The following is a 14,267-nucleotide window of genomic DNA, read 5'->3' as shown; positions in this document are numbered from 1 at the left end:
TTCTCCTTAATTATGTAAGGAGTATTTGATCATGTATAAGCAATAAAAAACAGCTTCAGGTAATGAGGAATATCTCAATTTATGAACATAAAATGCGAATTATTTAGTACAAAAAAGCAGCGTTACGTGATCTTTCCCTGGTGGTTAAGGGGATGCGTGACGGGATGTTTAGTGTGCTGAATGAAAGTTAAATAATAAAAAGCCGGGAGAATAAACCATCCCGGCACGTTATTAAATATATAGAGTTCAAATCAAATTAATTAAATAATTCAATTCTTGTTTTAAATAAGCATCATTCTTTTTCTCAATAAGCTCCATCATATATTTTTTTGTGTCATCATTGCCATACTCATTAATATAGAGTGAAATTGCATCCATAATATCTCGCTCATAATTATCCAATGCTAGAACATATATATCAATTAACGCGCGTAGTTGCTCATTTGATAAGGTGTCTCTCAAACTATCTTCAAGTGTTTCATAACGAAAAACAAGCTCATTCCGACTAATGGTACTCATAATATATTACCTGTAAGGCCCTCGACCTGGTTGCATTGGTATATGTGCATCCGGCGACGTAACAGCTATATTCCCTGAAGCATCATATTTTACTATTGGAACAACTGGATTATTCTTGCCACCATAATTCCCATTTACAACCCCTGATGTAGGTAATGATTCTATATGAGCATGAGGTACTTCATCTGCAAAACTTTTGGGGCGAGTTCTTTGCTTAGCAGGATCAAGCCTCACTGCAACAGTATTTCCGTCAGGTAATGCTTTTGTCCAGACTTCTCCCCCGCTATGCGCTTGTACCGACGAATAACCTCGATTACGCAAAGTTTGTCGTATTTCCCCTGGCGTTTTTCCTGCAAAATTGGGTAGGCCACCTATTTCTTCCTGAATATTCTGTGCACTTCTGTAGCGCCCATCGCTTCCCCTTAATTTACAAAGACCAAGAGGATCAATATAACTTAGCGGATTAGGCGCATAAGCATATAAGTTCAGCCCGCCCGCCAGCCCTATCGGGTCAGGCTGCGAAAACCGTCCACTTTCCGGCAAAAAATACCTGAATGTATTGTAGTGAAGCCCCGTTTCCCTGTCCAGGTACTGCCCCGCAAACCGCAGGTTCTGCTGCGGATGCACGGAGTAAATATCCCGGTTTTCCTCAAAACGGATATTGCCCCATAACTGCACCCGCGCGCGCCACACTATCCCGCCGTCGCTGTCCGTCATGCACTGCGGATACCCGTTTGGCAGTGTGTGGTAGTAAAGCACCCGCTGCCAGGGTTCATTGCCGCCACTGGAACGGTCCACCCGCGCCAGCGGCTGGTAACTGTTTTCCTCATACAGATACAGGGTGTGCGCCGCCGGGCTTTTCTCATTGTGCTCACCGCACAGCCGCATCCCGCTCCATTCAAACACCGTCCTTTCCGGTTTTTCTGCGCCCTGACGCCAGGCGCGTTTTTCCGTCCGCCTGCCCAGCGCGTCGTAACTGAATGTCACCCGGCTCCAGTCCCGGTCGTTCAGTATCTCCACTGTCACCAGCCGGTGCGCGTCATCATAGTGCATCCGTTGTTTCACGCCGGTACGCACGTTTTCCCGCCGCGCCAGCCGCCCGAAGCCGTCCCAGGTGTAACGGAACTCGCCGCCGAGCGTCACCTGGTTGGCTGGCGCATCCGGCAGGCGGGGAGGGTAACCGCCGGAGCGCAGCCCGTTCATGGCCGCGTCGTAACGGAATGTCTCGCTGTGGCCGTCCTGGTCGTGGCGCACAACCTGCCCGCGCGCGTCGTAGCTGAACTCGTCTTCCTGCGGTGCGCCCTCACGCAGCATGGGCATGGTCTGGCTGTACTGGCAACTCAGGCGGCGCAGGTTATCCCGGCTGTCCCGGTGGTAGCGGCTGTCCAGCAGTGGCGTCACCAGCTCCGGTGCGTTCAGCCCGCTGCTCTGGCGCGTCAGGTGCCCACAGATGTTGTACGCCCGGTACTGGCTGAGTCTGCCCTGGCTGCGCCGGATTTCACGGTGCAGTTCATCCCGTTCATACTCTGCTATCACCTCGCTGCCCCGGTCGCTGTCAAGCCGGGTCTGGAGCAGGTGACCGCTGCCGTAATACAGGTGGCGCAGCGTCCGGCCATCCGGGAAGTGCTCTGCCGTCCGGTTGCCCGGCGCGTCGTGGTCAAACCGGTAACAGCCGCTGTGGTTATGTTCGGCGGTCAGTTGCCCCAGTTTGTCATACTCAAAACGCAGTTCTGTGGCACCGTCTTCTGTGATATCCCGCAGCGTGGTCTGCCACGCGTCGTGGTGGTATTCCGTGCGCCGCGAGGCGGTACTCCTGGCGGTTAACCGCCCCAGCGCATCGTATTCAAAGCGGGTGAGGAGAGGAGCGCCGCCATCCACCGGCGTTTCTGTCTGCGCCAGCAGATTACCCAGCACATCGCGCTGATATGTCTTTTCTGTGCCAGTTAGCCCCGTTTCTTTTATCAGGTGGTCGCGCACATCGTATTCAAACGAATACGCTTCCCCTTTTTCATTGTACAGGCGCGTCAGCCGCCCCAGCGGATCGTAGCTGAACCGCAACGGATACCCCGCCGGATCGGTGCGCAGCGTGACCTGGCCTCTGGCGTTGCGGGTAAAGAGCGTGACCTCTCCGCCAAAACCCTGCTGGCGGAGCAGCTCGCCTGCCGGGTTATACGCAAACTGCATGGTGCAGCCATCCGGGCGGGTGAGGGTGTTCAGCCGGTCTGTTGTGGTATATCCGTAGCGGGTGATATTGCCTGCGGCGTTGACCTCATGCGTCAGCCTGCCCCATTCGTCGTAATGCCAGCGCGTCAGACGGTCAGAGCAGTCCCGGTACTCCGTTATCTGGCCGCGCCCGTTATAACGCCTGTGCAGGGTGTTACCTGCCGCATCATGGACAACGGTGTTATTACCGTCAGTATCCCACTCCAGCCGGGTGACGTTGTTCAGGGGATCGGTGATGCTGAGTACATCCCCTGCATTGTTATAGTCATATGTCCATACTGCCTGACCGGGCTGTATCCATTTCACGGGGAACGAAAAACCGGGCAGCCAGGTGATGGCGGTTTTCTGCCCCAGTGCATCCGTGAATACGGCCACATTGCCATAGTCATCATAAGAATACGTTTCGGTATTCCCCAGCGGATCGGTGTGGCTGAGTAACTGGCGCGAACTGTTCCAGACATTTTTCCACACCGCGCCCAGTTCATCCGTCTGTTCTGTTATCTGTCCCAGCGCGTCCCAGCGCCAGAGGCTTTCTCCCCGCCCTTCCTGAACCAGCCGCAGGCTCTGTCCCGGTACGTCATAGTCGAACAGGTAATGCTCCAGCCGGACCGGGGGCGTGTTGCCTGTTGCACCTTCCTGTATCCAGTGCTCCACCACCCGCCAGTGCGCCGGACGCGCATCTCCCGTGTCATCCGTCCAGGCCGCAAAATGCTGCCAGCGGTAGTGTGATCCCCGTCCGCCGGGGTAGTACAGTGCCTGAATCAGGCCATGTGGTTTCCCGTATTCACAGCGCAGGGTGACATTGCCGTCGGCATCACTGACGCCGGACAATTGTCCCTCCGGCGTGAAGGTATAGCTGACCAGCAGGCGTTCATGGCTGTTATCCTCACTCTGCTGCCAGACCTCACGCAGGCGTCCGTTTTCATGGTGCAGGCGGACAACCAGAAGGTGGTCGTCATCATGGATGTGGGTGAGTGTGCCGGTGGCGTCCCGGACCATCGTCAGGCTGTTAAGGTGCCTGTCCATGATCTTTTCCAGCCGCCAGTGACCGGGGCGGAGCGGATCGGGGGCAAAGCAGGAATACTCTCCAGCCAGCGTCTGGATCAGAAAATAATCCTGTTTGCTGCGCCAGACCCGGAATCCTTCGTCCACATAAAACGCACTGTCGCCGGGCGTCAGCCCGCCGAGCTTTAATGCCCGCCCGGCATCATCCACATAAAAAAACTGTTCCGGACCATTTTCCGTGACATCGCCCAGCGGCGGTGTGGTGAGATCCGGTGTTTCCGTCCTGAAGACCGAAACCTCAAAAGGCAGACGCCAGCTCCGGCCCAGCATCCCGGTCTGTGTGTTACGGCTGTCATATAATCGCTGCCAGAGAAGGGGAATGCGACCATCCAGCGCAAAGTCCAGATCACTCTCTGCCATCTGGATTTTAGCCCCGCTGGGGCCATGCACCGGGTTGCCGAATGAGCCTTCGGGACACTTACAGGAACAGGATTCCTTTTCGCCGGTTTTACGGAACTTGCTGAGCACTTTACGGGCGACGATCGCCACCACAATATCGGCAGCCAGTTTGATAAACGGATTTTTTCCGCTGCGGATATCCCTGACCACTTCAGACGGGCCGCCAATGCGCACCCTGCTGCCACTCTGTGTATGAGATATCACCGCCTCACAGGTGCTGCGGTCGCCGTTACGGCAGGCAGGCTGGCTGTTAATGTGGACGGTGCGCGACCCCTCCGCCAGCAGCAACTCTTCCGGCGACATGGCGTGCCACTTTTCGCAGGAGATCCTGTCCTCATTTGCCGGTGTGGCATGAGGACTGGCGCTGGCAACGGTAGGGGCCATCATCTCCTGTAACGAGTCAAGGGGATGGCTGAGAAAATCCCATGCCGATTTCACCAGCCCGGCAAACGGTACTACTGTGAAAAAAATCGTGGAGGCAATATGCATGGCGACATCACCGGCATCCTGCTTCTTCGCGTCCTCCGCTTCCAGTTTTGCCAGTTCACCGGCAGACGGCAGTTTACCGGCTGCCCGGGCGGCGGGTTTCTTTTTGATGGTTACGTTTGGGGAGCCGGTGATAATCCTGCCATCGGGATCGCCTTTTATACCGAAGAACTCCAGGGCGTCATCCACCAGCTCTCCGGCACCGTCGGCAATATCATCAATCAGATCACCAAATCCGGCCCCCACGCCATTAACCACCAGCCCGCTGACCACAAAGGCGATAACCGGGCCTGTTGTCCCGCCGGAACCAATCGTGGCGGCCACGGCAGCCGTGGCAGCAGCGGCTGCCCCTACGGCGACGGCGACATATATGGCCCCTTTGACAAACGACGAGACAAAATCGGCCAGTAGCGAGGTATGTACCAGCAGATCGTCCTTTTTGGCTGCGAGAAAGTCACTGCCCATTGTGATGCCCCTTTGTCATGGTGCTGTTATGCCTGGCGGGAAGCAAAGCTGGCTTTGACCTGCTGCCACCACTGCGTGGCGGCTTCATCCAGGGGGGCAAGACGGGTAAATGAGAGCACCAGCAATGCGGGCGTCTGCTGTGTACACAGCAGTTGCTGGTAAATTTTTACGTTCTGCTTTTCAAATGAGCAGCTTAATTCCAGTGCCGGAATGTCTCCCAGCATGACCGGTACGGGTTCACTGCTCAGAAAATGGCGGGTATCTTTCTTCAGTTTTGCTATCTGGCGGGAAAGGTAAACGTCCGGCAGCAGCCCTTCGCTCAGCCGGGCACGGCTGATCACCAGCGATGCCTGATGTTGTGGCAGTTTCAGAATATTGACCGTTTCATCAACGAAACCGTCACAGCCGGGGAGCGTCAGTGTGCCTTCATGGGTGATGTAATTCATGCGTTATTCCTTGTTGTTTTTTTATTTCTCAGGGGCTGGCGGGGGAAATGCGGCTTTGACGGCGTTATTGATATCGTCGGGGCCAAAGTGTGCGCCAATCTTTCCGGGTTTTGCCCCGTCCATGTTGATATCCACGGTATCGGTGGCGGTGATCTCACCTTTTCCGTCCGCATAGATATTGAAGTTTTTGCAGTACCAGTTGATGTTGCCGTCCTGGGTCAGCGTAATGGCGGCATCGCCACAGGCGATGGTGACTTCTGACGCGCTGTTCATCAGGTATTTCCCGGCGACCAGCTCGACTTTATTTTCACCGACCAGCGTGTTGTGCATCGCCTTCACTTTCTGATCGTGGCTGGCATGGACTTTGATTGCCTGGCCTGCCTGGACATCGATGGTCTGAACGCCAGTGACCGATTCCACATGGTTGGCTCCCACGGTCGTCACCCGGTGATTAAGCACCACGGTTGACATATCCTTCTGTGCATGCATGGAGAGCAGCTCCTGCCCGGTCCTGTCCTCAAACATGAGTTCGTTATAACCGCTCCCCTTGTAGGTTTTTGAGCGTATCGCCATCTGTGTCTTCGTTCCCGGCAGGCTGCCCGGCGACCGGTTATCCTGGTGGTAGGTGCGGCCCATGATGATGGGCTGGTCGGGGTCGCCGTTGAGGAAGTCCACGATGACCTCCTGGCCCACGCGGGGGATGGCGAGGTTGCCGAAGCCGGTTCCGGCCCATGCCTGCGACACCCGCACCCAGCAGGAGCTGTCCTGGTCAGCGGCGTTGTAGCGGTCCCAGGTGAACTTCACGCGCACGCGCCCGTGTTCGTCGCAGAAGATTTCCTCGCCCGGCGGTCCGGTGACAACGGCGGTCTGCGGGCCGTCAATCAGTGGTTTGGGTTCAGGGACAGGACGCCAGGTCTGGTGTCCGGGAATGACGGTAAAGTCATTGACCAGGGTGGTGCCGGAACCGCCGTGGCCGACCTGCGCCTGGGGTTGTTCGCCGTGCAGCTCACTTTCCACCACCTGCCAGAGAACGTTCAGGTCCGCGCGCGGATGGGCTGACAGCGTGAAGCGCATTCCCGGCCACAGTTGCGGGGAGTTCGAAGAGCCGTCAGCACACTCGGCGTTATTACGCAGCCCTTCAAGCTGGTAACGGGTAAAGCCCGCGCCGTGCTGTTCATCCTTGAAGCGCCCCGGATAGTCGAAAATCTCGTAGTCGGGACGCTGGAAAGGCATGTTGTCACCGCGTCGCTCAAACTGCCCGCGCCAGTTGGGTGCGGTAAAGGTGTAATCCCGGGAAACCACTTTAGCCGGTCGGATCTGAGTGCTGCGGCGGAAGCTGCGGATACAGTATTCAGGGGTGACGTCGCCGTTGGGGTTATAGGGCAGAGACAGGGCGGACTGCTGGTAACCGGCTTTGTCGGCCATGATGAGCTTCTGGGTGGCGGCCTGAAGGTCTTCCTCTTCAAAGAAGTAAATCCCTTCCTCGGCCATGAGGCGGCGTGCGAAATCGAAGTCGGTTTCCATGAACTGGACGCAGAACTCGCGGGCGGGGTGAGGGAGTGCAAAGAGGGCATCGTAATAAAGCACGCCCATCTCTCTGAGCAGGGTGAAGAGGATGGTGCGGATGTCCTGGTTCTGGTAGCTGCGGCAGTTCTGGCGGAGGGATGAGCGCCAGAAAGGAGGGCGGATACGCATGCGGTACTGAGTCTGGTGTTTACCGGTATCGCCCTGTTCGCACCATGTGACCAGTCCTTTTACCCGTCGCTGTGGGGAGTCGCCCTGCCAGATAGTCAGGGTGACGTCCTCATCGATGATGGCGGAGAAATCGATGGCGGGGTCGTGACTGACGGCGGTGACGTCGAGGGTGAACAACGAGGAAAGGGACTGGGAGAGGTGGAAGGTGACAACGGCGAAGGTGTCGGGGGGAAGCCCGCTGGCCTCCAGGGTAAAGCGCGTTCCTTCTGGCATAGTAATCTCCTCTGTTGGCAGGAAAATAGCGGTTCTGGCAATGTGGTGACCGCCGGGCTTCAGGCACGCTACCGCCGAAGTTTCCGGCGACCGCCATCTCCCGTAAAAACATAACCATTTGCTTAAAAAGATTTTTTTTCGACTTCGCTTGAATTTGATGCAAAAAAAACAGCACTCCGCCCGGCAGGGCAGAATGCTGTTGGTTTAATTTATGCTTCCAAAGGTGCGCGCCAGTCATCAGCCCCAGATGTGCCAGACTTGACGTGTTCCCACTCGATTTTACGGTAGGCAAGAGACACTTCGAGCAACTGGGTGAACTCGCGTTTTGCCGGGTCCTGGCAATGCGGCATATGAAGTTTCATATCCACAATCGTCGAATCCGTCAGACGGGTGGTGAAATAATGCTCTTGTTTACCTTCAACAGAGGTACGCCACCAGTGCAACTCTGTGGTTGGTAGCATTTCGCCTGAGGCCAGTGCGTTGTACATCAGCGGAACAGCTTTGTTCAACGCCACGGTAAAGATGAACGGTTTGTGGGCGCGCTGACCCGCAGGTTGACCGGATTGCGGATCAGTCGGGACGGTGACGTTATGCAGGAACTCCTGAACCAGCATTTCGTCTTCGTGACCCTGCACATAGATATTACCGACGGAATCAGCGGTAAAAGCACCTGCGGTAATATTCCCCTGGGTTTGACCAGTAATAGAGATGTAACACGGAGTTGGCATTTGTGAATTCCTTGTAAAGGTGTTGACTATTAATATAAATTGCCTGCCGGTTATTTTCGGCAAACGGATAACGATACGACTTTATACTAAGAGTCGCGTCATTATTAAGTATTCAGATGATCAATAGATCTGTTATTTGGTATTCGTAAAAGAAATTTGAATAAGTTATAAATAACAGGTTCATTTAACCTTAATACATCAATTTATGTGCATGTGCTTTACTCTCGCAGGGTAGGTTTAACCGCGATAAAAATAAGTGTTATTGTATCGTGAATAATATTATGCCTTTCTTTTTTGGATTACCTCTTGCTGATTATTAAGGCGTTTCGTGAGGATTTTCTCACGATACATAAGTAAAGTTAATGTTTCTATAAATAAATATTTATCGTGATAATGCTTCGTTAAAATCACCAATAAAATCAATAACATAATATATTTTATTTGGCGGTAATTTTTGTTTTACATTCATCTTTAATTGCATTATGTGATTGTGTTTAAGCATATTGTTGAAAGGAGAATACATCTGTTTCAAACAAAGAAAAAGGTTTTTAAAATTTATTTTCAGGCGTAGAATGCGGAGCAATGATAATTTGTGATTCTTATTTTTATCGCCACTGGAGCGGCATTGCCGGTATTTTTGTTTGGTACGGATCATGCTGTGTTCAGGGCCACAACAAGATGGACTAATCATATGAGCAGCCAAAAATACGGCGGCAGTATTGCGCCTCGCGAGAGAATTAATATCCACTATGTGCCACGCACTAATGATCAGGCCGCTGAAGTTGAGCTCCCACTTAATATTGTGGTGGTTGGCGACACAAAAGGCGCTCTGGATGAAACACCTATTGATGAACGCCAGGCGGTGTCCATTAATAAAAACAATTTCCGTTCTGTAATGGCAGAAGTCGGGATCAAAACCACGGTGACGGTTGCTGACAAGCTCAGTGAAAAACCTGACGGCGAAATGAGTGTCACCCTGGACATTAAATCACTGGATGATTTTTCACCAGACAATATCGCAAGGCAAGTGCCCGAAATGAAGAAAATACTGGAACTGCGTGAGGCTCTCGTTGCTTTACGTGGACCAATGGGGAATGTCCCTGCATTCCGCGCCCAGCTTCAGGCTTTGCTGGATAACGAAGAAACCCGTGAGCAGCTCCTCCGGGAACTGGATATCATCGATCAGAAATAAGGAAGGATGTTGGTATGTCATTACAGGAAGAGCTTACTTCTCCACTTGCTGAATCGGTTGCTCCACAGCACTCTCTGCTGGATGAAATCATGTCCAGAACCCGCATCCAGCCTGAGTCAGATGGTTATGATGTAGCCCGGCAGGGCGTTGTGGCATTTATCAGAAGTATTCTGACATCTGATACCGGTGATGCAATTAATCGGCTGGCCGTAGACAGGATGATTACAGTACTGGACCAAAAACTCAGTGCTCAGACAGACGAGATCCTGCACTCTGAACCCGTACAACAGCTGGAATCATTCTGGCGTTCAATGAAGTTGCTGGTTGACAGAACCGATTTCAAAGAAAATATCAAAATTCATTTGATCCACGCCACCAAAGAAGAATTGCTGGAAGATTTTGAATTTGCTCCAGAAATTGTTCAGTCTGGCTTTTACAAGCATATTTACTCATCGGGATATGGCCAGTTTGGTGGCGAACCCGTGGCTGCCGTGGTGGGGGCTTATGAATTTAAAAACACCACGCCGGATATGAAGCTGTTGCAGTATGTCAGTGCTGTAGGATCAATGGCTCATGCGCCGTTTTTGTCTTCCGTGGCACCGCAATTTTTTGGACTTAATTCATATACCGAACTTCCGACCATTAAAGATCTTTATTCTGTCTTTGAGGGCCCGGCTTATACAAAATGGCGTGCGCTGCGTGAGTCTGAAGATTCTCGTTATCTGGGGCTCACGGCTCCCCGTGTCCTGCTGCGACTTCCTTATTCTCCAACGGAAAATCCGGTTAAATCTTTCTGCTATGAGGAAGATGTCCGTCATAGACATGAAGACTATTTATGGGGAAATACAGCATTTTTGCTGGCCTGTAGCCTGACGGACTCGTTTTCAAAATATCGCTGGTGTCCCAACATCATCGGGCCACAGAGTGGCGGTGCAGTAAAAGACTTACCTGTACATTTATATGAATCACTTGGTCAGATACAAGCCAAAATTCCAACCGAAGTCCTGATTACTGATCGCCGGGAATATGAACTGGCAGAAGAGGGTTTTATCAGCCTGACCATGCGTAAGGACAGTGATAACGCATGTTTCTTCTCCGCCAACTCGGTGCAGAAACCGAAAGTGTTTCCAAACACCAGGGAGGGGAAAGAGGCCGAAACTAACTACAAACTGGGTACTCAGTTGCCCTATATGTTCATTATTACCCGCCTCGCCCATTTTATTAAAGTGTTGCAACGTGAGCAGATTGGCTCCTGGAAAGAACGTTCCGATTTGGAAAGGGAACTGAATATCTGGATTCGCCAGTATGTGGCCGACCAGGAAAACCCGCCAGCAGATGTGCGCAGCCGCAAACCGCTCAGGGCTGCGAAGATTGAAGTGCAGGATGTTGAAGGTGAACCGGGCTGGTACAAGGTCGCGCTCGCCGTGAGGCCGCACTTTAAATATATGGGGGCGACATTTGAACTTGCCCTGGTCGGACGTCTGGACAAGGAATAATTATGAAGTATCAGGACCGGGGATTACGGGCTTCGGGAAGTTTATTTGAACGTGTACGTGAAGCGGCCCGATCACCGGTTCCTCGTCCTGTTAATGCCGGGATGCTTCAGTTATCCATCCGACATAATCTGCATAATATTTTGAATACCCGGCCTGGTAGCTGCCGGGCTTCTCCTTTGCTGGGCGTACTCGATTTTAATGACGCCGCCACAACATCCCAGGGATTTAATGCTGCTATTGAACGGGCGGTAAAAGAGTGCATCGAAAAGCACGAACCCCGGATAACACATGCAGATGTTTATATGGAAAAAAGTGATACCGGAAACGGACCGTTGGATCTGCGCCTTCATATTACGGCAACGGTGGAATTCCAGAACGTCAGGGATGTTCTGGAGTTCAGCTTATCCCTTGATAATAAACAACATTACCTGGTGGACTGATCAGTATGTTATTTGAGGAACGGTATTACCGAAAAGAGCTGGATTACCTGCGTCAGGCCGGGAAACTGTTGGCAAAGGATAAGCCTCATCTGGCGCGCTTTCTGGCCGATAAAGGAGCCGATCCTGATGTAGAACGCTTGCTGGAAGGATTTGCCCTGCTCGCCGGCAATCTGCGCGCCAAAATTGATGATGAATTTCCCGAAGTCACTCACAGCCTGATTAACATGTTGTGGCCGAATTATTTACGGCCCACACCCAGCATGACCATCATTGAATATGAACCAGATACGCGGAAGATTGACACCCCGGTGTTGATTGCCCGTGGTGCACAGATGATGAACGGGGAGGGAAGTTATCCATTCGCTCCCGGAAATGATGACGACAGTACTCTTCAGCCTCCGTGTATCTTCACGCTTTGTCGGGATATCTGGCTGCTGCCCGTCACGGTGGAAAATATCACCCTGCATAATAATCAGCAGCAGGGATGTATTGAGATTGCTTTTTTTGCTGAAAACGGAATCAATCCGGGGCGAACTGATTTCAACAAGCTGCGTTTCTGGCTGGGCGATGAAGATGAATACACCCGCAACCAGCTCTATCTCTGGTTGAGTGAATATCTGGCGGATGCTGAATTTGTTACAGAAGGCGACTCCGTTCGTTTACCAGACTTCGCACTGGAGCAGGTTGGGTTCAGTAAACAGGATGCGCTTTTACCCTGGCCCGGTAATGTCTACAGTGGTTACCGTATATTGCAGGAATACCTGTGTTTTAAGGACGCTTTTTTCTTCTTTAATGTGCAGGGAATTCACTCGCTGCCTGTTACTGATAAGGATGTGAACAGGTTTACCCTTCGACTGCATTTCTCGCGTCCTTTGCCACTGGACACCCGTATCCGAAAAACATCATTGCGGTTGTATTGTGCACCGGCCATTAATCTGTTTTCCTGTGAAAGTGAACCCATTGCTATCGTAGACTCCCGTGAAGAGTACCCTCTGCGGGCGAGTTATATGCATAGCGAGTGTTATGACATTTTTTCTGTTGATAGCGTTGAAAGCTCCCGGCGGTCAGAAAACAAATACGGAAAAGCGCGGCAGCCAGTCTCTTCACGCAGATACCCTGCGTTTGAAAGTTTTCAGCACCAGATCGAGTTTGCCCGTAACCGGGAAACCATTTATTACCGGATCAGAACGGAATCGTCGCTTTTTCACTCCGGGTTTGATCATTCGCTATCTTTTGTTCTTGCTGATAACACTCCGCCAGCCTCATGGAATACGCAGGAGGTTGTTTCGGTGTCGTTAACCTGTACAAACCGTAATCTTCCTGAAAAATTACATTCTGGCGATATTTCCCTCTCGGCAGAGAAAAATGCTGCGGTGGCTTCATTTCGTAATATCACTCGTCCGACGCCATCGCTCTACCCTGTTCTGGACGGGCGTCTGCACTGGCAGCTTTTGTCCAGTATGAGTATGAATTACCTTTCCCTGTTGAACAAAGATGCGCTTAAACAGGTGCTGTGCATTTATGACTTGCCCGGTATCCACAATCCTCAGACAGCGCATCTCTCCCGGCAAAAACTGGATGCCATCGAACGGATTGACACCCGCCCGGTTGACTACCTGTTTAAAGGTGTTCCCGTACGCGGTTTGACCTCCACCCTGTATATCCGCGCAGAACCGTTTGCCTGTGAAGGGGAGATTTATCTACTGGGTACGGTGCTGTCTCATTTCTTTTCGTTGTACGCCAGCGTGAACAGTTTCCACGAATTAAAAATAATGAATATGGATAACCAGGAGTGCTATGAATGGCCGGAAAGGACAGGTCAGCACACGCTGATATAGGGCAGGACACCGTTTTTTCAGACGCTTGCAGCTATAACTTTTTTGCGCTGATGGAGTCCCTGTATCGCCATACCGGACACAGGTCAGTGGTTTCTCTGGATACGGAGCCGGAGGACGAAATTGCGCATTTTGTCGCTGATGCCAGTCTTGTCTTCCCTAAAAGTGATGTGGTGAGCCTGACGAAAAAAGAGAACGGCCAGTATGCCATCACCGTTTCATTTTCAGGTCTGCACGGCAGTCAGTCACCATTGCCCGGTTATTACCTGGATGAACTGGCGCTGGAGGTTGCTCAGGAAGAAGAGGGGCTGGCAGGTTTTCTTGATCTGTTTGCTCATCGCTGGACGCAATTTCTGTATCACATCTGGCGAAAATACCGTTATTACGTCTGTTTTCGTAATGGCGGTGTGGATGATTTTTCCCGGCGTATGTATGCACTGGTCGGGCTGGGAAGCGAATCTCTCCGCGATCAGCTTGCGATTAACCACAGCAAAATGCTGGCCTATGCCGGAACGCTGGCAAGTCCGGGGCGCTCACCTGAAGTCATCTGTAGTTTGATTTCTCACTGCTTCGATTTACCTGATGTCTCCCTTGAAGGATGGCAGTTACGCCAGGTGGATATTACGCCAGAAAGGCAAAACCGTTTGGGAATACGGACCGCCCGCACCGGTAAAAAATTTATTGAGAAGTCGGTGTTGGGAAGCAATTTTACGCTTGGTAGCCGTATACCGGATCGCAGCGGTAAGTTTTTGTTGTGTATCAATAATCTTTCCCGAGATCGTCTGTTGTCATTCCTGCCAAATGGCCTGAATTTTATACCGCTGACCCTGTTTGTGGCGTTTATCCTGCGGGATCAACTGGCCTGGGATTTGCGTCTTGGTTTTGCTCCGGAGCAGGCGGGGGGCATGGTCCTGGGGCGGGCACAAAACTCCCTGTTGGGATGGACCAGTTTTATCGGGCAGCCGGAGCCAGAATCCGGCGTCATTATCAATGTCAGGTCGTAAC

The 14,267-nt window shown here is 52.1% G+C and carries 10 protein-coding genes; 5 read left to right on the top strand and 5 right to left on the bottom strand.

What is annotated here, in order from left to right; genetic code table 11:
- Positions 1-246 precede the first annotated feature (246 nt).
- The 5 genes from EFER_RS09950 to EFER_RS09930 all read right to left on the bottom strand — a co-directional run bounded on the left by EFER_RS09950 (position 247) and on the right by EFER_RS09930 (position 8,299).
- Positions 247-519, bottom strand: a complete 273-nt coding sequence (locus EFER_RS09950) for a hypothetical protein (RefSeq protein WP_000104379.1) — start codon at positions 517-519, stop codon at positions 247-249.
- Positions 520-525: 6 nt separating this feature from the next.
- Positions 526-5,157 carry an RHS repeat-associated core domain-containing protein gene (locus EFER_RS09945; protein WP_000534321.1) on the bottom strand — a complete coding sequence of 1,544 codons (4,632 nt, stop codon included), beginning with the start codon at positions 5,155-5,157 and terminating at the stop codon, positions 526-528.
- Positions 5,158-5,183: 26 nt separating this feature from the next.
- On the bottom strand, positions 5,184-5,603 hold the full coding sequence (locus EFER_RS09940) for a DcrB-related protein (RefSeq protein WP_001106814.1): 420 nt from the start codon (positions 5,601-5,603) through the stop codon (positions 5,184-5,186).
- Positions 5,604-5,624: 21 nt separating this feature from the next.
- A complete protein-coding gene (locus tag EFER_RS09935) occupies positions 5,625-7,571 on the bottom strand; it encodes a type VI secretion system Vgr family protein (RefSeq protein ID WP_001114047.1) in 1,947 nt (648 codons plus the stop codon).
- Between the two features lie 209 nt (positions 7,572-7,780).
- Complete coding sequence (locus EFER_RS09930; protein ID WP_001142958.1) at positions 7,781-8,299, bottom strand: Hcp family type VI secretion system effector; 519 nt, start codon at positions 8,297-8,299, stop codon at positions 7,781-7,783.
- Between the two features lie 691 nt (positions 8,300-8,990).
- Between EFER_RS09930 and tssB the strand changes: the two genes are divergently transcribed.
- Genes tssB through tssG form a run of 5 tightly spaced genes read left to right on the top strand, consistent with a single transcriptional unit; the run spans position 8,991 to position 14,266 of the window.
- Positions 8,991-9,491, top strand: a complete 501-nt coding sequence (tssB, locus tag EFER_RS09920; protein WP_000098291.1) for a type VI secretion system contractile sheath small subunit — start codon at positions 8,991-8,993, stop codon at positions 9,489-9,491.
- A gap of 14 nt (positions 9,492-9,505) precedes the next feature.
- Positions 9,506-10,987 (top strand): type VI secretion system contractile sheath large subunit, encoded by a 1,482-nt coding sequence (tssC, locus tag EFER_RS09915; protein ID WP_000058010.1) that lies wholly within the window; start codon positions 9,506-9,508, stop codon positions 10,985-10,987.
- Positions 10,988-10,989: 2 nt separating this feature from the next.
- Positions 10,990-11,427 carry a type VI secretion system baseplate subunit TssE gene (tssE, locus tag EFER_RS09910; RefSeq protein ID WP_000877049.1) on the top strand — a complete coding sequence of 146 codons (438 nt, stop codon included), beginning with the start codon at positions 10,990-10,992 and terminating at the stop codon, positions 11,425-11,427.
- A 5-nt stretch (positions 11,428-11,432) separates the two neighbouring features.
- On the top strand, positions 11,433-13,265 hold the full coding sequence (gene tssF, locus EFER_RS09905) for a type VI secretion system baseplate subunit TssF (protein ID WP_000895889.1): 1,833 nt from the start codon (positions 11,433-11,435) through the stop codon (positions 13,263-13,265).
- Entirely contained in the window at positions 13,229-14,266 is a 1,038-nt protein-coding gene (tssG, locus tag EFER_RS09900) for a type VI secretion system baseplate subunit TssG (RefSeq protein WP_000907476.1), read from the top strand. The genes tssF and tssG overlap by 37 nt, the downstream gene beginning before the upstream one ends.
- Position 14,267 lies beyond the last annotated feature (1 nt).

The sequence above is a fragment of the Escherichia fergusonii ATCC 35469 genome (assembly GCF_000026225.1).
Taxonomy (GTDB): Bacteria; Pseudomonadota; Gammaproteobacteria; order Enterobacterales; family Enterobacteriaceae; genus Escherichia; species Escherichia fergusonii.
The sequence above is the reverse complement of the archived record's forward strand: the minus strand, read 5'-3'. Positions and strand labels throughout refer to the sequence as shown.

Coding starts and splice junctions, on each gene's coding strand:
- EFER_RS09950 (WP_000104379.1), bottom strand. CDS start 519: ATGAGTACCATTAGTCGGAATGAGCTTGTTTTTCGTTATGAAACACTT.
- EFER_RS09945 (WP_000534321.1), bottom strand. CDS start 5,157: ATGGGCAGTGACTTTCTCGCAGCCAAAAAGGACGATCTGCTGGTACAT.
- EFER_RS09940 (WP_001106814.1), bottom strand. CDS start 5,603: ATGAATTACATCACCCATGAAGGCACACTGACGCTCCCCGGCTGTGAC.
- EFER_RS09935 (WP_001114047.1), bottom strand. CDS start 7,571: ATGCCAGAAGGAACGCGCTTTACCCTGGAGGCCAGCGGGCTTCCCCCC.
- EFER_RS09930 (WP_001142958.1), bottom strand. CDS start 8,299: ATGCCAACTCCGTGTTACATCTCTATTACTGGTCAAACCCAGGGGAAT.
- tssB (WP_000098291.1), top strand. CDS start 8,991: ATGAGCAGCCAAAAATACGGCGGCAGTATTGCGCCTCGCGAGAGAATT.
- tssC (WP_000058010.1), top strand. CDS start 9,506: ATGTCATTACAGGAAGAGCTTACTTCTCCACTTGCTGAATCGGTTGCT.
- tssE (WP_000877049.1), top strand. CDS start 10,990: ATGAAGTATCAGGACCGGGGATTACGGGCTTCGGGAAGTTTATTTGAA.
- tssF (WP_000895889.1), top strand. CDS start 11,433: ATGTTATTTGAGGAACGGTATTACCGAAAAGAGCTGGATTACCTGCGT.
- tssG (WP_000907476.1), top strand. CDS start 13,229: ATGGCCGGAAAGGACAGGTCAGCACACGCTGATATAGGGCAGGACACC.